This window comes from Streptomonospora alba (assembly GCF_000826685.1).
In the GTDB taxonomy this organism is placed as follows: domain Bacteria; phylum Actinomycetota; class Actinomycetes; order Streptosporangiales; family Streptosporangiaceae; genus Streptomonospora; species Streptomonospora alba.
This window is the reverse complement of the sequence record NZ_JROO01000018.1, coordinates 63614-85687: the sequence shown is the minus strand read 5'-3', so window position 1 is coordinate 85687 and position 22074 is coordinate 63614. Positions and strand designations below refer to the sequence as shown.

The window sequence follows — 22074 nt, the reverse complement described above, 5'->3', positions numbered from 1 at the left end:
TCAGGCCGCTCCGCGGCTGCGGCGGGCTGCGGGGCGGCTGCGGCGGCCGGCGCCGGCGAGGCCGCCGCGCTGGAACGCGCGCACCAGTTCGCCGCCGAAACTGACCCCCGCACCCAGGCCCAGGCCGATCGCCACCGCCTCCGACAGGCTCAGCAGCCCTTGCACCGGCTGGTTCAGGGTGATCTCCAGCAGTCCCCGGTACAGGATGCTGCCGGGCAGCAGCGGCGCGATCGCCGGAATGACATAGGGCAGCACAGGCCTTCGCGTGCGGCGCGCGAGCGCGTGGCCCACCACGCCGATGACCACGGCGCCGGCCGCGGTGCCCAGGATCGGGGGCGCGTCCAGCAGGCTGCGCACCGTCGCGTAGATCACCCAGATCATCACGCCCATGATGCCGATCCACGGCAGCATGCGCGGCGGGACGGTCAGCGAAACGGCGAAGGTCATGGCGATTCCCGCCGCGCCGAGCAGTACCGGGAACTCCACGCCGGTTCCGACGGTGGGCAGGTTGTCCAGGGTGACCTCCACGCCCAGACGCACCGCGGTGTAGGCGACGGCGCCCACCCCCGCGATGATCGCACCCAGGGTCAGGAAGACCTCCAGCAGCCGCGCCGTGCCCGAGACGTAGCTGCCGCTGATGCCCTCCTGCAGGCTGGCCACCAGCGGCCGCCCCGGCAGCAGGGCCATGATGTTGCCGGTGATGATCGCGCCGGCCTGCAGACCCAGGTTCAACTGGTCGCTGCCCCAGAGCAGCCCCACCCCGATGGTGGAGGCCACCATCGTCGCCGCGGTCACCTGGTAGAACTCCGCCACCCCGCGTCTCGCCAGGAAGGCTGAGGTGCGGTCGCCCAGCACCGTGGCCAAAAACGCGGCGGCGGCGACGATCCACTGGCCGCCGACCATGAGACTGGCGCTGGAGGCGATCAGCCCGAACCCCGTCACGATGAGCCAGTTGGGGTAGGGCGGGCTCGCGCGCTTGATCGCCCGCAAACGCGCGATGGCGCCCTCCAGCTCCACCGCCCCCAGCGCCGCGTCCTGCACCAGGGCGTGCAGCTCGTTGACGCGGAAGTAGTCCAGAGTACGGCGGCGCACCACCCGCTCGCCCGTGATCGGCGGGTGATCGCCCCCGGGGTGGGCCGACAGCGTGATCGCGGTGAAGGTGACCGAGGCCTCCGAACGCGGCAGCTCGAAGGCCACCGAGAGGCTCAGCATCGACTCGCTGACCACCTCGGTGCTCTCGCCGCTGGCAAGGAGCAGCTCGCCGACGCGCAGCACGAGGTCCAGCGCCCGCGGGTCGGGCGTCTCCACGGCTTCATCGAAGAGGTCGGAGTGCATCTCCGACTCCCGAGACGCACGCCAATCCCGCAGTCGGCTCAGCAGAAAGTCCTCGTTCGACGACGCGGGATACTGGGAGTCCTCGGCCATGAGCGGTTCTCGATACCTCCTCGATGCGCGGAAACGGCGGCCGCCTGCACCGGCGGCCACGGGATGAGACGCCAGATTCGGGGCACCGGTTGGCGCTACGCGGCCCGGTGGCGCGGTGAGGTCGATCACCGCCCATGGTCGCAGGTGGCGGCCGCGATCGCCGAGCACGGCCGCTGTGTGTGGCGCAGGACCGGGTGGCGGCGCCGGCGGGCGGCGAGCCCGTGCGCGCCGCGGTCGGCCCCGTGCGTCCGGCCTACTCCTCTCCCGGCCGCACGATGCCGGTCTCGTAGGCGTGGACCACGGCCTGGACCCTGTCGCGCAGCCCCAGTTTGGTCAGCACGTTGCCCACGTGGGTCTTGACCGTGGTGTCGCTTACCACCAGGCGGCGCGCGATCTCGGCGTTGGACAGGCCGCGCGCCAGCAGCCGCAGGACCTCCCGCTCGCGCTCGGTCAGATGGTCGAGCCGGGGCGGCTGCCGATCCCGTGTCGAGGGCAGCTTGTCGGCGAAGCGGTCGAGCAGCCGGCGCGTGATCGTGGGCGCCACGATCGCCGCCCCGTCGGCCACCACGCGGATCGCCCCGGCCAACTCGTCCGGCGGCACGTCCTTCAGGAGGAACCCGCTGGCACCCGCCCGCAGCGCTTCGACCACGTACTCGTCCAGATCGAAGGTCGTCAGTACCAGCACCCGCACCTGCTGCCCGCTGGTGTGCGCCCACTCCAGGATCTCCCGCGTGGCGTCGATTCCGTCCTTGCCCGGCATCCGGATGTCCATCAGCACCACGTCCGGCAGCAGCCGACGGGTGTCGGCGAGCGCGGCGTGGCCGTCGGCGGCCTCGCCCACCACCGCGATCTCCGGTTCCGACTCGAGGATCAGGCGGAACCCGGTACGCAACAGGGGCTGGTCGTCGACGAGGAGGACGCGGATGGCCATGTGCCGATTCTCGGTGATCGGCGGCGCCGCTTCGTCCGCAGCGACCGGAAGCGGCCGCCGCGGCGGCCCGGCGTCCACCCCGAAGCCGCGGCTCGGCGCCGCTTCCCGGCTCATCCGCGGCGCGCCAGCGGGATCCGGGTACGTACCTCGAACCCGCCGCCGCTGCGCGGGCCCGCGTCGATCTCGCCGCCGTAGAGGGCCACGCGCTCGCGCATGCCCACAAGACCGTGCCCGGGCTCGTCCGAGTGCGGCGGCGCGCCCTCGCCGCCGGCGCCGCCCTCGTCGGTGACGGCGACCTCCACCGCCCGCGGGCCGTAGCGCACCGACACCGTGGTGGGGGCGTCGCGGCCGGCGTGCTTGAGGACGTTGGTCAGCGACTCCTGCACCACGCGGTACAGGGTCAGCTCCAGGCCCGGCGGCAGTTTCACCGGCACGCCCTCGGCGACCAGCTCCACCGGCGTCCCGGTCTCGCGGATCTGGCGTATCAGCTCGTCCAATCCGGACAGGCTCGGCTGCGGGTCGCGGCCTGCGACTTCGCCGTTGTCGTTCTCGCCCCCGGCCTCGGGTTCGCGCAGCACGTCCACGATCCGGCGCATCTCCGCCATCGCCTGGCGCCCGGTCTCCTCGATCTCCACCAGGGTCTGGCGGGCCCGGTCGGGTGAGCGCTCGATCACCCGGCGCCCGGCGGTGGCCTGCACCGTCATCACACTGACGTGGTGGGCCACGACGTCGTGCAGCTCGCGGGCGATGCGGGTGCGCTCCTCGGCCAGGACCGCGCGCGTGTGGGCGTCGCGGGCGCGCTCCAGGCGTTCGGCGCGGGCGGCCAGCTCCATCATGTGGAAGGCGCGCATGCGCACCAGGCGCCCCACCCACCAGGAGCCGAGGATCCAGCCGAGGTAGAACGCCTGGTTGATCCACCACGGCTCGCCGCCGGCCTCCCCGCCGCCGGGCGCGGCCGTGGCGGGGCTCAGCGCGGTGGTGGCGATGTTGACCGCCACCGCGGCGCTCAGCCCCGCCAGCGAGCGCACCAGCGGCAGGTACCGGCCCACCGAATAGGCCGCCGCTGCGATCCCCAGGCTCGCGGCGCCCCACACCATGATCCCGGCGAAGTCGCCGGCGAGCCCGCCGAGCGTGAGCACCATGAGCACGGTGAAGGGCAGGAAGCGCCGCGCGAACAGCACCAGGGACAGCATGACCCCGGCGGCGTAGCCCGCCGTGTGGTCGTGCCACACCGCCGCCATGGCAGGGTCCTCGCGGGTGACGGTGACCAGCGCGGTGTTGGCCGCCGCCAGAGCGACCACGATGATCGCGTCGCTCATCCACGGCCACCGGCCGCCGCGCAGCGCCGAATGCGCGGCGCCCCGGCTCTCGGGGGCGGGCTCGGTCTCGGGCGCGGCTCGTGCGGCGGTCACCTGTTCCACGCTAGAAGCGCCTCCCGCATCCGCCGACCTTCGCCCGGCCGATCTCGTCTCCTCCGCCGGTAGGAAGAGCGGCGGCGGGGGAGTTCGTCACAGCGCCGGGGCGGGCTGGGGCAGCGGGGGAGGGGTGCCGCCGAACTCCGGACACAGCGCCTGGTGGTCGCACCAGCCGCAGAGCTTGCTGGGGCGCGGGTGCCAGCTGCCCGAGCGGGCGGTGTCCTCGATGTCGCGCCAGATGCCCAGGATCTCCGACTCGGCGGCCCGCAGCTCCTGCTCGGTGGGGTCGTACCAGCGCACGCCGCCGTCGCCGAGGTACATCAGCTGCAGCCGGGCCGGCACCTCGCCCAGCTCGCGCCAGAGCATCACGGCGTAGAAGAAGATCTGGAAGCGCGCCTTGTCCTCGAAGCGCGGGCGGGGCGACTTGCCGGTCTTGTAGTCGACGATGCGGATCTGGCCGGTGGCGGCGACGTCGATCCGGTCGAGGTAGCCGCGCAGCCGCAGCCCGGACTGCAGCGTGACGTCCAGGCGCAGCTCGCGCTCGCGCGGTTCCAGCCGCTGCGGCTGCTCCATCTCGAAGTAGCGCTCCAGCAGGGTGCGGGCCTGCGCCAGCCAGTCGGCGACCTCCTGCTCGGTCGAGAACAACGCGGCGGCCGCCTCGGCGTGCGAGGAGCGCAGCTGCTCCCACTGCGGCTCGACCAGCGAAAGCGCCGTGCGGGGGGTGCGGGTCTCGGCAGGCAGCTCGAACAGCCGCTCCAGCACCGAGTGCACCAGGGTGCCGCGCAGCGCGGCGGCGCTGGGGCGCTCGGGGAGCCGGTCGATGGCCCGGAAGCGGAACAGCAGCGGGCACTGCAGGAAGTCGGCGGCCCGCGACGGCGACAGGGCACGGATCACGGGAGCGTCGTCGGGGGAGTCCATGCCCCAACAGTACGGCTCCGCGCCGGGGCGGGCACGCTGTCGTGCACAGCCCGCCGAGGACCGGCGCGCAGGTCGGCCCGTCCCGGTGCGCGGCGGGCGATTGCATAGGCTGGGCGGGTGACCGATCCCGCCGGCAGCACCCCTCCCGAGAGCCCGAGTACCGCCCGCCCCGCCCGTCGCGGATCCGGGTGGCTGATGGCACGCCCCTTCGGCATTCCCGTCTACGTGACGCCTTCGTGGCTGATCATCGCGGCCGTCATCACGCTGATCTACGAGCCCGTGGTCGAGCGCACCCTCCAGCTGGGGCCGCTCTCCTACCTCGTGGCCTTCGTCTTCGCGGTGCTGCTGTACGTGTCGGTGCTCATCCACGAACTCGCCCACTCGGTCACCGCGCGCATGTTCGGACTGCCCGTCGCCCGCATCACGCTGTACATGCTCGGCGGCGTCTCCGAGATCGAGCGCGAGGCGCCCACACCGGGGCGCGAGTTCCTGGTGGCGGTCTCGGGGCCCGTCCTCTCGCTGGTGCTGGCCGCTGTGGGGTTCGCGGGCTACTGGTTCGTCGAGCCGCAGACCGTCGTCGGCGTGCTGGTGTGGCAGCTGTGGGTGGCCAATCTCCTGGTGGGCGTGTTCAACCTGCTGCCCGGCCTGCCGCTGGACGGCGGCCGCCTGGTCCGGGCCGCGGTGTGGGCGATCACCCGGCGGCCCCGCGCCGGCACCGTGGTCGCCGCTTGGGGCGGACGGCTGCTGGCGGTGTCCATCGTCGCCGTGCCGGTGCTCTACGGTCTGCGCACCGGCAGCGCGCCCAACCTGTTCGGCCTGGTGTGGGCGCTGCTGCTCGCCTCGTTCATCTGGATGGGCGCGGCCTCGGCGCTGCGGACCGCGCGCATGCGCGAGCGGGTGCCCACGCTGCGCGCCCGCGGGCTGGGTCGGAACGTGACCACCGTCAGCGCCGACACCTCGGTGGCCGAGGCACAGCGGCGCATGCGCGAGGCGGGCACGCGGGCGGTGGTGGTCGCCGACGCCGCCGGCACCCCCACCTCGATCGTCAGCGAGACCGCCGCGGCGGCCGTGCCCGACGCCCGACTGCCCTGGGTCCCGGCCTCAAGCGTCGCCCGCGCGATCACCCGCGGCGCGGTCATCAGCGCCGACCTGGAGGGCGAGGAACTGCTGGAGGCGCTGCGGGCCCATCCCGTCCAGGAGTACCTGCTGGTGGAGTCCGACGGCGGCGTCTACGGCGTGCTGTACACCGCCGACGTCCAACAGGCCTTCACCGGGCGCTGAGACCGCACCGGCGGCGGCGTCGGGGGTCGCCGCATCAGCGGGTGGCGCCCTCGGGCCATACGACGGTCACGTGGCGCTCGCGGCCGCGGGCGTAGTCGACGATGTCGGCCGTGCCGCCCGGACCGCGCGGCGGGCAGCCGTCCCACACCGCCAGGAGTTCGTCGCAGTGCTCCACCAGGTGGCGGCCCGCCTCCAGGTGCGCGTGGGAGGTCGATTCCACATACGGCAGCCGGTGCACCAGCGCGGCCGCCGCCAGCAGCGCGTCGTAGGTCTCGCGGTGCCATTCGGGCAGTCCGTCGCGGTAGCGCTCGGCCGGCACCACCGCCTCCAGGGTGCCGCCCGTGTCCAGCACGGCGCGCGCGAACAGCGCGTCGGCGCCGTCGGCGAGGCAGGACAGCCCGGTCACGTGCGGCCCCAGGTCCCGCAGGCGGGCGCGCAGGGCGGAGTCGACCGCGCGCGCGACCTCGGGGGGCAGTGCGCGGTGACCGGTGATCGCAAGACGCCGCATGGCCCTTCCTCTCTCACCATGTGTTCCCCGCGGGCCGCAGGCGTCCACACGGCGGCCGCGGGTCGCGCGCGTCGGCGGCGTTAGGCGGTCAAGGCCGCCGACGCGAGCTGCTCGTCGAGTTCGGTGACGCAGCGGGCGCCGGGTCCCCGGTAGGCGCGGCGGAAGCGTCGCACCCGCGATATCAGCCGGTCGGAGCGGAAGCGCACGCCGATCCGCAGCGACTGGGCGGCCAGGGAGAACGCCTCGTCGACGTCGCCGGCGTCGGCGTGGGCGCCCGCGAGCTCCACCATCAGGGCCGCGCCGTTCTTGGCCGTGGGGCGGGCGCGGCCGAAGGCCTCGGCGAAGGCGGCGCGCGCCTCGTGGGGCCGGTGCAGCCGCACGCCCGTGAGCGCACGATATCCGGCGACCTTCGCCTCGGTGAAGGGGAAGACCCAGGGCCAGGGCGGCTCGGTGTTGTCGCTGCGGGCGACCGCGCGCTCGGCGGCGGCGATCTCGGCATCGGCAGCGGGGGCGTCGCCGAGCGTGGCGTAGGCCATGGCGCGGGTGCAGGCGAGCCACGCGGCGGCGGTGGGGTGGGTGTCGCTGCCCAGCAGCCGCGCCGCCTCGCCGACCAGGGCCAGGCCTGCGGCCGCGTCCTCGGTCTCGGTCTCGAAGGCGGCCAGGCTGCCCACCATGTAGGCGCCCAGCAGCGGATTCCGGGCCAAGCGCGCATTGCGCACCGCGGTGCGGTAGTAGCCGCGCGCCGACCCGGCGTCGTCCATGTCGGCGTGCAGCCATCCGGCGAAGCCGGCGGCCTCGCTGGCCGCCGCGGCGACGTCGGAGGCGAACGGTGTGGGCCGCGCCCGCGCCAGCGTGCGCCCGGTGAGCTCCACGTGGGCGACCGCGCCCCCGGCGAGGTCGCGCGAAGGCGAGGCGCCGTCCAGCCGCCGCTGGCCGCCGGTGATCGCGCGCAGGGTCGGTGCCGTGCCCTCGTCGACCCCGGTGCGTTGCGGCGCCGCGCCGGGCGTCAGCGTCGCCGCGGCGACGGCCTTGCCGAATTCCCGTCGTCTCGTCGGATCGGCCCCCCTCTCCGGCTCGGCGGAGTCCGCGAACCGGAGGAGGTGGATCGGGATCCCCAGCCGCCCGGCGATCTCGCGGACCTGGTCGACGGTGAGCGACTGCTGCCGGTTGACCACCCGCGACACCCAGCTTTGCGAGTAGCCGACGGCGCGGGCGAGCTCGCCCTGGGACCAGGCCCGGGCCAGGCGAACGTGCTCCAGGACACGGGCGAGATCGCAGGTGGCCAGCGCCTCGGTGATGCCGTCGCGTTCCCAGAAGTCCGGCGGCAGCGCACTGTCTCGTCGGGGCATGAGCCTAGATTAAAGGTTCCACCAGGGATGGGTGGCTATGAGTGAAAAAGGTACTGCTATGCGTAACGTGCATGCGAGGTTACGCGGAGTCGATGCCGAAGGCGGAGTCAAGGGTCTAAAGTCCCTGCACTGTAAGGGATACGCGGCAGTAATCCGGAGTGCCGACGACCGTGCAGACCCCGCCCTGTGAACGTCCGGCCTGGCCGCACATGGCCACGCCCTTGACGGCGGTGCCGACGATCCGCCCGGGGGCCGCGCCTTCAGTGGCCTCAGCGCCGGGCTGCGGTCGATGGGCGTTCGGGCCCGCACGGACCGCGAGGCCGGTGCGCTCAGGCCCGCTCGCCGTCGGCGGGCAGGGCCGGGCCGAAGCGCTCCACCGCCAGGCAGGCCGCGCCCACGATCCCCGCCGTGTTGCGCAGCTCGGCCGGCACGATGGGGGCGTTGAGCCGCAGATAGGGCAGGAACTGGTCGGCGATGCGGCTCACCCCGCCGCCCACGACGATCAGGTCGGGCCACAGCAGCCGCTCCACCTCGTCGTAGTAGCGCTGCAGCCGCTCGCGGGCCCACTGCTCATACGACAGCCCTTCGCGGTCCTGCACGCTGGAGGCGGCGCGGGTCTCGGCGTCGTGGCCGTCGATCTCCAGGTGCCCGAACTCGGTGTTGGGTACCAGGTGGCCGTCCACCAGCAGCGCAGTGCCGATCCCGGTGCCCAGCGTGGTCAGCAGCGTCACGCCGCGCACATCGCGCGCGGCGCCGTAGCGGTGCTCGGCCACCGCGGCGGCGTCGGCGTCGTTGACGACGTAGACCTCGCGCCCTGTCGCCTCCGACAGCAGCTTCTCGGTGTCGGTGCCCACCCACGAGGAGTCGACGTTGGCGGCGCTGCGGGCGATCCCGTGCTGGATGACCGCCGGGAAGGTCACGCCCAGCGGCGCCGATCCCGCCACGTGCTCGGGGAAGGAGGAGGCGAGGTCGGCGACCACCTCGGCCACCGCATCGGGCGTCGCGGGCCGGGGCGTGGCCGTCTTCAGCCGGTCCACCAGGAAGACCCCCCGCTCCAGGTCGACCGGCGCGGCCTTGATCCCGCTTCCGCCGATGTCGATGCCGATACCCACCTTGGGTGTGCTGGGCGCCATGGTGATCCCGTCCTTCCCGACGTGTCGGCGGGCACCGGCCGGCCGCGTGTGCCCGTAGTCCAATTGTGTCTCCTCCCGGCACCCGCCGGGCGCAGCGAGCGGGAGGCGGAGCGGGCGGGCGCGCGATTACGACGTGCGGCGCCCGGGCCGCTAACGTGGGCGACTGCCCGCCCCCCTGTACACCCAGTACACCGACCGATTACCGCGAAGAGACGAGTACCTGTTGACCGGCATCCACGGCCGCCGCGGCCCCTTCCGCGAGGGCGACATCGTGCAGCTGACCGACCCCAAGGGCAAGATGCACACCATCACCCTCAAGGCCGGCGCCGCCTTCCACACCCACCGGGGGCGCCTGGACCACGACGAGCTGATCGGCAGCCCCGAGGGCTGCGTGGTGCGCGCGACCTCCAACACCGCCTACGTGGCACTGCGTCCGCTGCTGGCCGACTTCACCCTGTCCATGAAGCGCGGCGCCACGATCGTCTATCCCAAGGACGCCGCCCAGATCGTCGCCCAGGCCGACATCTTCCCCGGCGCGCGGGTGGCCGAGGCCGGCGGCGGGTCCGGCGCGCTCACCAGCTGGCTGCTGCGCGCCGTGGGCGAGCAGGGGCTGGTCTCCTCCTACGAGCGCCGCGCCGACTTCGCCGAGATCGCCCGCACCAACGTGGAGCGCTTCTTCGGCGGCGAGCACCCGGCCTGGCGGCTTACCGTGGGCGATCTGGCCGAGGAGCTCACCGAGACCGGACTCGACAGGGTCGTGCTGGACATGCTCGCGCCGTGGGAGTGCCTGGACGCCGTGTCCAAGGCGCTGGCGCCGGGCGGGCTGGTGTGCGTCTACGTCGCCACCACCACCCAGATCTCGCGCGTCGTCGAGGAGCTGCGCGACAACGGCTCCTTCTACGAGCCGCGGGCCTTCGAGACGCTGGTGCGCGAGTGGCACGTGGAAGGCCTGGCCGTTCGCCCCGATCATCGGATGATCGGTCATACGGGGTTCCTGGTGACGGCTCGGCGCCTGGCCGAGGGGGCCGTCCCGCCCGAGCGCCGCCGGCGCCCCTCCAAGGGCGCCTACGGCCAGGACTGGCAGCGCGAGCAGGAGTCCCGCGGCGGGGCGGGCGCCCGGCGCTCCTCCGAGGCGGGGGCGAGCCAAGCCGAGGGCGGCGCCGGCGAGGAGTCGGCCGACCGGGCCGCGGAGGGCGGCGAGGGCGGTGCGCAGGCCCGGGGGAACGGCGCAGAGTGACATTACGTTCGCATTACGCCGCACCCGCCTTTATCAGGGTGACCTAGGCCTTCACAACATCGAAAAGTGAGCGCTTCGACACTCGCGGCTGGCCGGAGGTTAGGAATAGTCCATGGGTAGGTAGGGTTTCGAGTAGTCGTCCTTCTTACAGGGAGGTGGCGGACGTGGCCGATCGCGACGACGAGCGTCAGACCGAACGCGACCGTGAAGTCGCGGAACTCACCGCTCAGGTCTCCTATCTGGAAAAGGAGCTCAGCGTAGTCCGGCGCAAGCTCGCCGATTCCCCCCGCCATGTGCGGCTGCTCGAAGACCGGTTGCGTGAGGCGCAGGCCAACCTGGCCGCCGCGAACGGCAAAAACGAGCGCCTGGTGGCGACACTCAAGGAGGCCCGCGATCAGATAACGGCCTTGAAGGAAGAGGTCGACAGGCTGTCGCAGCCTCCGTCGGGATTCGGCGTGTTCCTGGAGGCACGCGAGGACGAGACCGTCGAGATCTTCACCAACGGCCGCAAGATGCGGGTCAACGTGAGTCCTTCGGTGGAGGTCGACGAGCTCCGTCCCGGCCAGGAGGTGATGCTCAACGAGGCGTTCAACGTCGTCGAGGTCCAGTCCTACGAGACCATCGGCGAGGTCGTGCTTCTCAAGGAGTTCCTGGAGGGCAACGACCGGGCGCTGGTGATCAGCAACCACGACGAGGAGAAGATCGTCCGGCTCGCCGAGCCGCTGCGCGACCAGCCGGTGCGCCCGGGCGACTCGCTGCTGCTGGAGCCGCGCTCGGGCTACATCTACGAGCGCATCCCCAAGTCGGAGGTCGAGGAGCTCATCCTCGAAGAGGTCCCCGACATCGCCTACACCGACATCGGCGGCCTCGGCGGGCAGATCGAGATGATCCGCGACGCCGTCGAACTGCCCTACCTGCACAAGAACCTCTTCTACGAGCACCAGCTGCGCCCGCCCAAGGGTGTGCTGCTCTACGGTCCGCCCGGGTGCGGAAAGACGCTCATCGCCAAGGCGGTGGCCAACTCCCTTGCCAAGCAGGTCTCGGAGAAGACCGGCCGCGACGTCGGCAAGAGCTTCTTCCTCAACATCAAGGGCCCCGAGCTGCTGAACAAGTACGTGGGCGAGACCGAGCGCCACATCCGCCTGGTCTTCCAGCGCGCCCGCGAGAAGGCCAGCGAGGGTTCGCCCGTCATCGTGTTCTTCGACGAGATGGACTCCATCTTCCGCACACGCGGGTCCGGGGTCTCCAGCGACGTCGAGAACACCATCGTGCCCCAGCTCCTCAGCGAGATCGACGGCGTGGAGGGTCTGGAGAACGTCATCGTCATCGGCGCCTCCAACCGCGAGGACATGATCGACCCGGCGATCCTGCGGCCCGGACGCCTCGACGTGAAGATCAAGATCGAGCGCCCCGACGCCGAGGCCGCCCGCGACATCTTCTCCAAGTACATCACCGACGACCTGCCCCTTCACGACGAGGACCTCGCCGAGCACGGCGGCTCCAGCCGCGCCACGGTCGACGCCATGATCCAGCGCGTGGTCGAGCGGATGTACGCCGAGAGCGAGGAGAACCGCTTCCTGGAGGTCACCTACGCCAACGGCGACAAGGACGTCCTGTACTTCAAGGACTTCAACTCCGGCGCGATGATCCAGAACATCGTCGACAGGGCCAAGAAGATGGCCATCAAGGACTTCATCGACAACGAGGCGCGCGGCATCCGCGTCTCGCACCTGATGCAGGCCTGCGTCGACGAGTTCAGCGAGAACGAGGACCTGCCCAACACCACCAACCCCGACGACTGGGCCCGGATCTCCGGCAAGAAGGGCGAGCGGATCGTCTACATCCGCACCCTGGTCTCGGGCAAGAAGGGCGCCGATTCCGGGCGCTCCATCGACACCGTGGCCAACACCGGCCAGTACCTGTAGGACACGCCGCAGCAGGCCGGGCCGCCCCGCGCGGCCCGGCCTGCCGTGCTGTGCGGGGCTCCGAAACGGCGCGCCGGGGCCCGCCCGCCCCGACGAATCGAATCCGAAGATCGGTTCCGGCCCCCTATCCCGGTCACACCAGGGCTTCTCGGGCGTGGCGAAGCGGGCGGAAAGGGCGGAAATCGGTGGCTGTCGGGCCACAATTCGCTGAGGAGCGTTCAAGACCCCGCGACGATGGATAACCTTCCAGCATGAGTGTGCAGCGGATTATGGGCATCGAGACCGAGTACGGCATCTCCGTGCCCGGAAACCCCGGTGCCAATGCGATGGTGACCTCCACACAGGTGGTCAACGCCTACCTGGCGGCCTCCGCCGCGCGAGCGCGAAAGGCCCGCTGGGACTTCGAGGAGGAGAACCCGCTCCGCGACGCGCGCGGATTCGACCTCGCACGCGAGGTCGCCGACCCCACCCAGCTCACCGACGAGGACCTCGGGCTGGCCAACGTCATCCTGACCAACGGAGCCCGCCTCTACGTCGACCACGCCCACCCCGAGTACTCCGCGCCGGAGGTCACCAACCCCCGCGACGCGGTGCTGTGGGACAAGGCCGGAGAACGCGTCATGGCCGACGCCTGCGGGCGCGCGAGCACCATCCCCGGCGTCGAGCCCATCCAGCTCTACAAGAACAACACGGACAACAAGGGCGCCTCCTACGGCTGCCACGAGAACTACCTGATGCGCCGGTCCACGCCGTTCGGCGACATCGTCCGCCACCTCATCCCCTTCTTCGTCTCGCGCCAGGTGATCTGCGGGGCGGGCCGCGTGGGGATCGGCGCCGACGGTCGCGACAGCGGGTTCCAGATCAGCCAGCGCGCCGACTTCTTCGAGGTCGAGGTGGGCCTGGAGACCACCTTGAAGCGGCCCATCATCAACACCCGCGACGAGCCGCACGCCGATCCCGACAAGTACCGGCGGCTGCACGTCATCATCGGCGACGCCAACATGAGCGAGGTCTCGACCTACCTCAAGCTCGGCACCACGGCGCTGGTGCTGTCCATGATCGAGGACGGCTTCCTCAACGTGGACCTGTCGCTGGAGACCCCCGTGGCCGATCTGCGGGCGTTCTCCCACGACCCCGGCCTGACCCACGCGGCCCGGCTGCGCGACGGGCGCCGGATGACCGCCGTGGAGCTGCAGCGCCAGTACCTGGAGCTGGCGCGCAAGTACGTCCAGGACCGGTTCGGCACCGACGTCGACGCCGACACCGCCGACATCCTCGACCGCTGGGAGTCGACCCTGGACCGCCTGGCCGCCGACCCCATGCAGCTGTCGGAGGAGCTGGACTGGGTGGCCAAGCTCAAGCTGCTGGAGAGCTACCGCAGCCGCGACGACATCGACTGGGGCCACCACCGCCTCCAGCTCGTCGACCTGCAGTACTCCGACGTGCGCTCCGACAAGGGGCTGTACAACCGCCTCGCGGCCCGCGGCCGCATGCAGCGGCTGCTGTCGGAGGACGAGGTGGAGCGCGCGATCACCGAGCCTCCCGAGGACACCCGCGCCTACTTCCGCGGGCGCTGCCTGGCCAAATACGCCGACTCGGTGGCCGCGGCCTCGTGGGACTCGGTCATCTTCGACCTGCCCGGCCGCGACTCGCTGCAGCGCGTGCCCACGCTGGAGCCGCTGCGCGGCACCCGCGAGCACGTGGGCGAGCTGCTGGAGCAGTCGGCCACCGCCGCCGACCTGGTCTCGGTCCTGACCGGGGACCGCCGCTGACCCCCGCAGCGCGCCCCTCGCAGGGCCGTCCCGCCGGCGGCGGGGGAATCCCCGTACGGCGGGCCGCGTTCGCTCCGGTACGGAGGCAGTGCCCGGGCCGGGCGGTAACGCGCTGACAACGGGCGCCGCAATCGAGGTTGAGGCGCCCGCGCTTGGGCCAAGATAAGGGCGAAAGCTCCATCGAGGAGGTTGCATCCATGGCGACGAAGGACACCGGCGGCCAGAAGCACGGCAGCCGCCGCGACGAGGACGTCGAGGAGACCGAGTCCGGCACCGACGCGCAGGAGCGCAACGAGAAGCTGGACGAGGAAACCGACGACATCCTCGACGAGATCGACGAGGTCCTCGAGACCAACAGCGAGGACTTCGTGCGTCAGTTCGTGCAGAAGGGCGGTCAGTGATCCGGTGCCCGGGCCGCGGGGTCCGGGCGCGGCGGTCCCCGGACCGGGAACGGCCCCGGCCGGGGGCCGGATCAGCCGACCGCCGCGCAGTCCGCGCTCCGGTCGGAGCCTCCGGCCGGTTCGCTCTCAGCGGAGTCCCGGCACGCTGGGGCACCGTTCTCCACGACGGTCACTAGGGTCGTCGGTACCTGCCAACAGAACAACCTCACGCGTCCCGCCCGCCCCCACCGGGCGGGACGCCATCTGAAGGGAGCCGAGTGTCCGAAGCGTTCGACGGCGGCGGACAGCTGCCAGCCGCGTTCATGAATCCGGGAACCTCCTCGTTCACCGAGCTGCTCGGCGCGGTCGCTCCCGACTTGCTGCCGACCGCCCGGGAGCTCCCGCAGGGCACCACCGGATCGCACCTGACCCCTGAGGCCACCACGATCGTCGCCCTGACCTTCCCAAACGGCGTGGTTCTGGCAGGCGACCGCCGGGCGACCGCCGGCAACGTCATCGCCAACCGCGACATGGACAAGCTCTACCGCACCGACGAGTTCTCGGCGATCGCGATCGCCGGGGCCGCCGGCGTCGGCATCGAGCTGGCCAAGCTGTTCCAGGTGGAGCTGGAGCACTACGAGAAGATGGAGGGGCGCTCGCTGTCCCTCGAAGGCAAGGCCAACCGGCTGGCCACGATGATCCGCGGCAACCTCCCCATGGCGCTGCAGGGCTTCGTGGTGCTGCCCCTGCTGGTCGGCTACGACACCGATCGCGGCCAGGGCCGGATCTACAGCTACGACCCCGTCGGCGGGCGCTACGAGGAGCACGACTTCCACTCGATCGGCTCGGGGGCCGTCTACGCCCGCGGCGCCCTCAAGAAGCTCTTCGCCGGCGACCTGTCCGAGGAGGACGCCGCCGTCGCGGCGATCCAGTCGCTCTACGACGCCGCCGACGACGACTCCGCCACCGGCGGCCCGGACCTGCACCGCGGGATCTACCCGCTGGTCGACGTGATCACCGAGGACGGCCACCGCCGCCTGCCGGAGGAGGACGTCGCGCGCTTGGCCACCGCGGTGGTCGAGGAGCGCGCCGAGCGGCCCGACGGCCCTCGGGCACCGCTGCGCTGAGCCCCCGCCCCGACGATCTGTAGCAAAGGAACGATTCGCGGTGTCGATGCCGTTCTACGTTTCGCCCGAACAGAGCATGAAGGACAAGGCGGACTATGCCCGCAAGGGCATCGCCCGCGGCCGAAGCGCCGTCGTGCTGCAATACGACGGCGGCATCCTGTTCGTGGCCGACAACATCTCCCGCACCCTGCACAAGATCAGCGAGCTCTACGACCGCATCGCCTTCGCCGCGGTGGGCCGCTACAACGAGTTCGAGAACCTGCGCCAGATGGGCGTGCGCCTGGCCGACGTGCGCGGCTACGCCTACGATCGCAGCGACGTCAGCGGCCGGGTGCTGGCCAACATCTACGCCCAGACCCTGGGCACCGTCTTCAGCGAGAGCGCCAAGCCCTGGGAGGTGGAGATCGTCGTCGCCGAGGTGGGTGAGGACGCCGCCTCCGACCAGATCTACCGCATCACCTTCGACGGTTCGGTGGTCGACGAGCAGGGCTTCTTGGCGATGGGCGGCTCGGCCGAGCAGGTCACCACCGCCCTCAAGGAGCGGTTCGACAAGGACGCCTCGCTGGGCGCGGCCCTCAGCGCCGCCGTGCACGCACTGCGCCACGAGAACGGCGAGGAGCGCGACCTGGACTCCTCCGGACTGGAGGTGGCCGTGCTGGAGCGCGGGCGCCACGAGCACCGCAAGTTCCGGCGTGTCACCGGCGACCGGCTCACCTCGCTCATGCAGGAGGGCTCGGCCTCGGTCGGTTCGCAGCCGTCGCAGGATTCGGCGCAGGAGGAATCGGGCAGCGGCTCCGACGAACAGCAGAACGGTTCCTGAGACGGCGATCGGCGGGCGCGGTCCGGCTGCCGCGGCGCCCTCACAGCGGGGGCGCCGGGCCGCGGGGCCGCGCCCGCCGGGGTTTCTGTGCACCCCCGGCTGGGCGATAAATACTCTGGGAGTTGTTGCACCGCTCCGGAACCGACCGGGGGCGGTGACAGGACGGGATTGGTGAGACCACATGGAACGTCGGATCTTCGGTCTTGAGAACGAATACGGCGTCACCTGCACGTTCCGGGGCCAGCGGCGGCTCTCCCCCGACGAGGTGGCGCGCTACCTGTTCCGCCGTGTCGTCTCCTGGGGCCGCAGCAGCAACGTCTTCCTGCGCAACGGCGCCCGGCTCTACCTGGACGTGGGCAGCCACCCCGAGTACGCCACCCCCGAGTGCGACAGCCTCGCCGACCTGGTCGCCCACGACAAGGCCGGCGAGCGCATCCTGGAGGGCCTGCAGGTCGACGCCGAGCAGCGGCTGCACGAAGAGGGCATCGCGGGCGAGATCTACCTGTTCAAGAACAACACCGACTCCGCCGGCAACTCCTACGGCTGCCATGAGAACTACCTGGTGGGACGGCACGGCGAGTTCGGCCGACTGGCCGACATCCTCATCCCCTTCCTGGTCACCCGCCAGATCATCTGCGGCGCCGGCAAGGTGCTGCAGACGCCCAGGGGCGCGCTGTACTGCGTGAGCCAGCGCGCCGAGCACATCTGGGAGGGCGTCTCCTCGGCGACCACGCGCTCGCGGCCCATCATCAACACCCGCGACGAGCCGCACGCCGATGCCGAGCGCTTCCGCCGCTTGCACGTCATCGTGGGCGACTCCAACATGAGCGAGGTAACCACGCTGCTCAAGCTGGCCTCGACCGACCTGGTGCTGCGCATGGTCGAGAACGGCGTGGTCATGCGCGACTTCACGCTGGAGAACCCCATCCGCGCCATCCGCGAGGTCAGCCACGACATGACCGGGCGGCGCAAGGTCCGCCTGGCCAACGGGCGCGAGGCCAGCGCCCTGGAGATCCAGCGCGAGTACCTGGAGAAGGTCCAGAACTTCGTCGACCGCAACGGTACCGACGCCACCGGCAAGCGGGTGCTGGAGCTGTGGGCGCGCACCCTGGAGGCCGTGGAGACCCAGAACCTGGAGCTGGTTGCGCGCGAGATCGACTGGGTGGCCAAGTACCTGCTGCTGGAGCGCTACCGCGAAAAGCACGGGCTTTCGCTGTCCTCGCCGCGGGTGGCCCAGCTCGACCTGACATACCACGACATCTACCGCGACCGCGGGCTGTTCTACCTGATGCAGCGCAAGGGCCAGATGGACCGCGTCATCGGCGACCTGCAGACCTTCGAGGCCAAGTCGGTGCCGCCGCAGACCACCCGCGCCCGGCTGCGCGGCGAGTTCATCCGCAAGGCCCAGGAGAAGCGGCGCGACTTCACCGTCGACTGGGTCCACCTCAAGCTCAACGACCAGGCGCAGCGGACCGTGCTGTGCAAGGACCCCTTCAAGGCGGTCGACGAGCGCGTCGACAAGCTGATCGCCGGCATGTAGGGGCGGCTGCGGTACCGGCGCGTCCGCCGGACCCGGGCGCGCCGACCGGTATGCGATCGGTATGTCACTGCGCGCGCCCGGCTCTTACGCTGTTCTCACCGAACCACTGCATTATGGGCACTCCGATAGTGTGTCGGGGACCCGAGCCGGATATCTGAGGTAGTGACCTATGCAACTGCGTGCCGCCGCGATCGCGGTGCCGTGTTTTGCCGTGCTGCTCGCGGTGTCGAGCTGCAGTGCCATCCCCGAGGACTGGCGCACGCCCGCCTTCTTGGAAACGGATCGACAGGAGATCGACGACCGGCTGCCCGAGGTGAGCGGCGAGTTCGGCTCGGAGCCGAAGGTCGACTTCAGCGGCAAGGCCCCGCCCCAGGAGCAGGTCTCCGGCGTGGTCGAGAAGGGCGACGGCGAGAACGACCTGATCCGCGACAGCGACATCGTCAAGGCCGACGTCGTGGAATACCAGTGGACCGCCGAGGGCAAAGCGAAGCAGACCCAGTCGACCTACGAGGCCGACGCCCCCATTCTGCTCAACCTCGGCCAGCTTCAGGAAGACCTCTCCTCGAGCCTGGTCAACCAGCCCGTCGGCACGCGGGTCGTCTACGCTTTCCCGCCCCAGGACCCCCAGCAGGCCCAGCAGATGGGCCAGCCCTCGCCCGAGCCGGGCAGTTCGGTCTCGGTGCTCGACATCCGCAAGCGCTACGGCGAGTCCGAGGTCGTGCCCGGTGAGCAGACCAGCAACGGCGGCGGGGACCTGCCCACCGTCAAGCAGCCCGGCCACGACCAGCCGGACATCACCATTCCCGAGGACACCGACCCGCCCGGGAAGATGCGGACCGAGGCGCTGATCGAGGGCGAGGGCCCCGAGGTCGAGGCGGGCCAGCAGCTGGTCGTCCAGTACACCGGCGTGCAGTGGAAGAACGGCGAGGTCTTCGACGCGACCTGGACCCGCCAGGGCTCCGAAGGCGTGCCCGCCACCTTCCTCATCGGCGACGGCCAGGTCATCGAGGGCTGGGACGAGGGCCTGGTCGGCCAGAACGTCGGCAGCCGCATGCTGCTGGTCGTTCCGCCGGAGAAGGCCTACGGCGACAGCGCCGCGCAGCAGGGAGCGCCCGAGGGCACGCTCGTGTTCGTCGTGGACATCCTCGACGCCGTCAACAGCGCACCCCCTGAGGAACAGGAGGGCGGCGGTTCCGGCGGCGGCTCGGGTGACGGCGGCGGTTCCGGCGGCGGCTCGGGTGACGGCGGCGGCTCCGGCGGCGGCTCCTAGGACGACCACCCGCACGCGATCGCACCGCGCTCGGGGCGCCCGGCCCGCACCGGCCGGGCGCCCCGAGCTTTTACGCCGGCCCCGCACCGTGTCCGGGCGCCGGTTGTGCAGGGCGTCACCCCGGCTCCCGGGGCGCGGTACCGTCAGGGCTGGAAAGCCCGCGGCCGCGGCCACGGAAGGGTAGGGGAGGCCCATGTCGCGCAAGAAGACCGAACGGCAGCTCAACCTGGTGATCTGTCTGTTGGCCACCCGCCGCTTCCTCACCGCGCGGGAGATCCGCTCGACGGTCGCCGGCTACGAGGACGCCGAGACCGATGCCGCCTTCAAGCGGATGTTCGAACGGGACAAGCGCGAGCTGCGCGACTCCGGCATCCCCATCGAGACCGGCGGCGGCGACGTGTGGAGCGGCGAGGAGGGCTACCGCATCCTGCGGGCCCACTACCGGCTGCCCGAGATCGAACTGCTGGCCGACGAGGCCGCCGTGCTCGGCCTGGCCGCGCGCGCCTGGCGGCACGCCGCACTGGGCGAGGCCGCGGCCAACGCCATACTCAAGCTGCGCGCCGCCGGGGTTCCCGTCGACACCGACGCCGCGCCCGCCCTCACGCCCGTGCTGGGCACCGAGGAGCCGGCGTTCCTGCCGATCTGGCAGGCGGTGCGCGACCGCCGCCCGATCTCCTTCGACTACCGCAAGCCCGGCGACGAGGCCGCTCGGCGGCGCCGACTGGAGCCCTGGGGCGTGGTCAACGTCCACGGCCACTGGTACGTCGCCGGCTACGACCGCGACCGCCGGGACCGGCGGGTCTTTCGGATGGGCCGCATCGCCGGCGAGGTCGAGGTCTCCTCCTCCGGCCCGCCGGTGCAGGTCCCCGAGGGTGTCGACGTGCGCACGGTGGTGCGGCTCGGCCGCGGCAGCGAGCCGCAGGGCCTGGCCCGGGTGCGGGTGCGCGCCGACGCCGGGCACGAGCTGCGCCGTGCCGCCCAGCGCATCGTGCCCGGCGAGCACACCGCCCAAAGCCGGCGCTGGGACCTGCTCGACCTGCCCTACACCGACGTCGCCGACCTCGTGGGGGCGGTGGCCCGCTTCGGTGACCGCGCGGTGATCGAGGCGCCCGCCGAGGCCCGCGAGGCCATCGCCGCCCACCTGACCGAGCTGGCCGCCCGCGATCCCGATCCGCGCGATGCGGCCGAGTCCGACGACGTCCCCGGGCCCTGGACCGCCACCCGCCGCCAGTCGGCGTCCTCCGAGCAGCTGCGCCGGCTGCTGATGCTGGTGCCCTATGCCCTCAGCCACGACGTGCGCGTGCCGGAGGTCGCCGCCCACTTCGGGCTCAACCAGAGCCAAGTGCTCAAGGACCTGAGCCTGCTGTGGATGTGCGGGCTGCCCGGCTATACCCCCGGCGACCTGATCGACGTCGATCTGGAGGCCGCCGAGGCCACCGGCGAGATCATCATCGGCAACGCCGACACCCTCGCTCAGCCTCTGCGGCTGACCGCCGACGAGGCCGCCAGCCTGGTCATCGGCGTCGAACTGCTGAGCGAGCTGCCCGGCGTGGCCGACAGCGAGGCGCTCAAGCGGGTCGGCGAGAAGCTGCGGTCCGCGGCGGCCGCCCCCTCCGGGACCGGCGACACCGGGGGAACCCGGGAGCCCGGGGGCGCCGCCGCCGAGGGCGCCCCCGAGACGCTGGAGCGCCTGGCGGGTTCGGTCGGGGTGCGCATCGAGCTCAGTGAGGAGGTCCGCGAGGTCCAGCGGCGCTGCGACGAAGCGCTGCGTGCCGGGCAGCTGGTGCACCTGCGCTACCTGGCCGGCTACGCCGACGAGGTCACCGAGCGCGACGTCGACCCCATGGGCCTGGTCGTGCACGACGGCCACGCGTTCCTGGAGGGCTGGTGCCGGCTGCGCGGCGACGTCCGGCTGTTCCGCCTGGACCGCGTCCTGGACCTGACGGTGCTGCCCGAAACCGCGCAGGTCCCCGCCCGCGCACGGCGCCGCGACCTCAGCGAGGGCGTTTTGCAGCTGTCGGCCGACGACGCCCGCGTGACGCTGGATCTCGACGCCTCCGCGCGCTGGGTCACCGAGGAGTACCTGTGCTCGTCGGTGCGCGAGCTCGACGGCGGCCGGGTGCGCGCGGTGCTGCGGACTCCGGCGCCGGAGTGGGTGTGCCGGCTGGCGCTGCGGCTGGGACCCCGGGCGCGCGTGGTGGCCCCGCTCGAATTGGCCGAGCGGGTGCGCGAGGAGGCGCGGGGAGCCCTTTCCGCCTACGGTGAAGGCGGCTTAGGATGACGGTCCGGGACCGATCGAGCGGTTCGCACGCCCGATCGGTCGGATTCATTCCGAATCAATCCCCACTGCGCGGGACTGGAAGTAAGCTGGAGGGGTGTCCGTGTTCGCTGCGCTGGCCGCGCTGACCGTCGCCGGGCTCGTCTGCGTGGGCGTGTGCGCCCTGCGGGTGCTGGCCGCGCTGCGGGGGCTCCAGGAGCAGCTGGTGCGGACCCGTGACCAGGTCGAACCGGCATACGACAGACTGCGCGCCCTCAGCGGGCGCGACAAGGTGGACGCCCCGTGAACTCGACACCGGTGGGGCGTACCATCAATGGCGCAGGTGGCGCCGGGAAAAGAGGTTGAGACATGGGTTTCGATGCCCGTACTTTGCTCATTCTGCTGCTCATCGCGCTGGTGCTGTTCGGCGCGCGGCGGCTTCCCGACCTGGCACGGTCGCTGGGCCGCAGTGCCCGGATCCTCAAGACCGAGACCAAGGGCCTCACTGACGAGGACGCCGAGGACAAGCCCGACCAGCAGGCGCAGGCCCAGGGCGACGGCTCCGGTACCCAGGCGGGCACGCAGGGCGGTGCCGACTCCGCTCGGCAGCAGCACCAGCACCAGCAGGACGCCCGCAGCGGCTACCCTGAGCTTCCGTCCGGTCAGCAGGTCGTCGACGAGAACGGTGAGCCCGTCCGCCGCACCTACGGCGGCTAGGAACAGGGCGGCGCACGGCGCCCCGCTGAGGGGCGCACGGGCCGCTGCGGTCGGCGGCGGCCGGTGCGC

19 protein-coding genes are annotated in these 22074 nt (G+C 71.8%); 12 read left to right on the top strand and 7 right to left on the bottom strand.

The genetic code is table 11. From position 1 onward, the window contains the following. The 4 genes from LP52_RS10570 to LP52_RS10555 all read right to left on the bottom strand — a co-directional run bounded on the left by LP52_RS10570 (nt 1) and on the right by LP52_RS10555 (nt 4689). Nucleotides 1-1425: a threonine/serine exporter family protein gene (locus LP52_RS10570; protein WP_052809697.1), complete on the bottom strand. Its 1425-nt coding sequence runs from the start codon at nt 1423-1425 to the stop codon at nt 1-3. A 253-nt stretch (nt 1426-1678) separates the two neighbouring features. Next, nucleotides 1679-2356 carry a response regulator gene (locus LP52_RS10565; protein ID WP_040272981.1) on the bottom strand — a complete coding sequence of 226 codons (678 nt, stop codon included), beginning with the start codon at nt 2354-2356 and terminating at the stop codon, nt 1679-1681. A 110-nt stretch (nt 2357-2466) separates the two neighbouring features. Beyond that, nucleotides 2467-3768, bottom strand: coding sequence for a sensor histidine kinase (locus LP52_RS10560; protein ID WP_238580840.1), 1302 nt, complete (start codon nt 3766-3768; stop codon nt 2467-2469). A gap of 96 nt (nt 3769-3864) precedes the next feature. Then, nucleotides 3865-4689 (bottom strand): RecB family exonuclease, encoded by an 825-nt coding sequence (locus LP52_RS10555; RefSeq protein ID WP_040272844.1) that lies wholly within the window; start codon nt 4687-4689, stop codon nt 3865-3867. A gap of 117 nt (nt 4690-4806) precedes the next feature. Here LP52_RS10555 and LP52_RS10550 point away from each other — a divergent pair, with 117 nt between their 5' ends. Beyond that, a complete protein-coding gene (locus LP52_RS10550; protein WP_040272843.1) occupies nt 4807-5970 on the top strand; it encodes a site-2 protease family protein in 1164 nt (387 codons plus the stop codon). 34 nt (nt 5971-6004) lie between these two features. Here the strand turns inward: LP52_RS10550 and LP52_RS10545 are convergent, their stop codons facing one another. The 3 genes from LP52_RS10545 to ppgK all read right to left on the bottom strand — a co-directional run bounded on the left by LP52_RS10545 (nt 6005) and on the right by ppgK (nt 8960). Further along, a complete protein-coding gene (locus tag LP52_RS10545; RefSeq protein ID WP_040272841.1) occupies nt 6005-6478 on the bottom strand; it encodes a hypothetical protein in 474 nt (157 codons plus the stop codon). Between the two features lie 80 nt (nt 6479-6558). Next, nucleotides 6559-7827, bottom strand: coding sequence for a helix-turn-helix domain-containing protein (locus LP52_RS10540; protein ID WP_052809696.1), 1269 nt, complete (start codon nt 7825-7827; stop codon nt 6559-6561). Between the two features lie 329 nt (nt 7828-8156). Next, the gene (gene ppgK / locus LP52_RS10535) at nt 8157-8960 is read right to left on the bottom strand and encodes a polyphosphate--glucose phosphotransferase (RefSeq protein WP_040272976.1); all 804 of its coding nucleotides are present in this window, start codon (nt 8958-8960) and stop codon (nt 8157-8159) included. Between the two features lie 223 nt (nt 8961-9183). Here ppgK and LP52_RS10530 point away from each other — a divergent pair, with 223 nt between their 5' ends. The 11 genes from LP52_RS10530 (at nt 9184) to tatA (ending at nt 22005) form a co-directional block, all read left to right on the top strand. Next, nucleotides 9184-10197, top strand: a complete 1014-nt coding sequence (locus tag LP52_RS10530) for a tRNA (adenine-N1)-methyltransferase (RefSeq protein WP_084723101.1) — start codon at nt 9184-9186, stop codon at nt 10195-10197. A gap of 155 nt (nt 10198-10352) precedes the next feature. Continuing rightward, the gene (gene arc / locus LP52_RS10525; protein WP_084723100.1) at nt 10353-12122 is read left to right on the top strand and encodes a proteasome ATPase; all 1770 of its coding nucleotides are present in this window, start codon (nt 10353-10355) and stop codon (nt 12120-12122) included. Between the two features lie 251 nt (nt 12123-12373). After that, nucleotides 12374-13894: a depupylase/deamidase Dop gene (dop, locus tag LP52_RS10520; RefSeq protein WP_338011635.1), complete on the top strand. Its 1521-nt coding sequence runs from the start codon at nt 12374-12376 to the stop codon at nt 13892-13894. Between the two features lie 197 nt (nt 13895-14091). Further along, entirely contained in the window at nt 14092-14295 is a 204-nt protein-coding gene (locus LP52_RS10515) for a ubiquitin-like protein Pup (protein ID WP_040272835.1), read from the top strand. A 257-nt stretch (nt 14296-14552) separates the two neighbouring features. Then, nucleotides 14553-15401 carry a proteasome subunit beta gene (gene prcB / locus LP52_RS10510; RefSeq protein WP_040272833.1) on the top strand — a complete coding sequence of 283 codons (849 nt, stop codon included), beginning with the start codon at nt 14553-14555 and terminating at the stop codon, nt 15399-15401. A 46-nt stretch (nt 15402-15447) separates the two neighbouring features. Continuing rightward, nucleotides 15448-16221: a proteasome subunit alpha gene (gene prcA, locus LP52_RS10505; protein ID WP_040272972.1), complete on the top strand. Its 774-nt coding sequence runs from the start codon at nt 15448-15450 to the stop codon at nt 16219-16221. A 181-nt stretch (nt 16222-16402) separates the two neighbouring features. Then, complete coding sequence (gene pafA, locus LP52_RS10500) at nt 16403-17761, top strand: Pup--protein ligase (protein WP_040272831.1); 1359 nt, start codon at nt 16403-16405, stop codon at nt 17759-17761. Nucleotides 17762-17930: 169 nt separating this feature from the next. Then, nucleotides 17931-19031, top strand: coding sequence for an FKBP-type peptidyl-prolyl cis-trans isomerase (locus LP52_RS10495; protein WP_084723099.1), 1101 nt, complete (start codon nt 17931-17933; stop codon nt 19029-19031). 193 nt (nt 19032-19224) lie between these two features. Beyond that, entirely contained in the window at nt 19225-21312 is a 2088-nt protein-coding gene (locus tag LP52_RS10490; protein ID WP_040272829.1) for a helix-turn-helix transcriptional regulator, read from the top strand. A gap of 94 nt (nt 21313-21406) precedes the next feature. After that, nucleotides 21407-21595 carry a hypothetical protein gene (locus tag LP52_RS10485; protein WP_040272828.1) on the top strand — a complete coding sequence of 63 codons (189 nt, stop codon included), beginning with the start codon at nt 21407-21409 and terminating at the stop codon, nt 21593-21595. Nucleotides 21596-21657: 62 nt separating this feature from the next. Beyond that, a complete protein-coding gene (tatA, locus tag LP52_RS10480; RefSeq protein WP_040272826.1) occupies nt 21658-22005 on the top strand; it encodes a Sec-independent protein translocase subunit TatA in 348 nt (115 codons plus the stop codon). The last annotated feature ends 69 nt before the right edge of the window (nt 22006-22074 follow it).

What these genes read in the sequence shown, in the direction of transcription:
- tatA (WP_040272826.1), top strand. Translation starts at nt 21,658, where the DNA reads ATGGGTTTCGATGCCCGTACTTTGCTCATTCTGCTGCTCATCGCGCTG.
- LP52_RS10565 (WP_040272981.1), bottom strand. Translation starts at nt 2,356, where the DNA reads ATGGCCATCCGCGTCCTCCTCGTCGACGACCAGCCCCTGTTGCGTACC.
- LP52_RS10555 (WP_040272844.1), bottom strand. Translation starts at nt 4,689, where the DNA reads ATGGACTCCCCCGACGACGCTCCCGTGATCCGTGCCCTGTCGCCGTCG.
- LP52_RS10545 (WP_040272841.1), bottom strand. Translation starts at nt 6,478, where the DNA reads ATGCGGCGTCTTGCGATCACCGGTCACCGCGCACTGCCCCCCGAGGTC.
- ppgK (WP_040272976.1), bottom strand. Translation starts at nt 8,960, where the DNA reads ATGGCGCCCAGCACACCCAAGGTGGGTATCGGCATCGACATCGGCGGA.
- LP52_RS10570 (WP_052809697.1), bottom strand. Translation starts at nt 1,425, where the DNA reads ATGGCCGAGGACTCCCAGTATCCCGCGTCGTCGAACGAGGACTTTCTG.
- prcA (WP_040272972.1), top strand. Translation starts at nt 15,448, where the DNA reads ATGCCGTTCTACGTTTCGCCCGAACAGAGCATGAAGGACAAGGCGGAC.
- pafA (WP_040272831.1), top strand. Translation starts at nt 16,403, where the DNA reads ATGGAACGTCGGATCTTCGGTCTTGAGAACGAATACGGCGTCACCTGC.
- LP52_RS10490 (WP_040272829.1), top strand. Translation starts at nt 19,225, where the DNA reads ATGTCGCGCAAGAAGACCGAACGGCAGCTCAACCTGGTGATCTGTCTG.
- dop (WP_338011635.1), top strand. Translation starts at nt 12,374, where the DNA reads ATGAGTGTGCAGCGGATTATGGGCATCGAGACCGAGTACGGCATCTCC.
- LP52_RS10515 (WP_040272835.1), top strand. Translation starts at nt 14,092, where the DNA reads ATGGCGACGAAGGACACCGGCGGCCAGAAGCACGGCAGCCGCCGCGAC.
- LP52_RS10540 (WP_052809696.1), bottom strand. Translation starts at nt 7,827, where the DNA reads ATGCCCCGACGAGACAGTGCGCTGCCGCCGGACTTCTGGGAACGCGAC.
- LP52_RS10495 (WP_084723099.1), top strand. Translation starts at nt 17,931, where the DNA reads ATGCAACTGCGTGCCGCCGCGATCGCGGTGCCGTGTTTTGCCGTGCTG.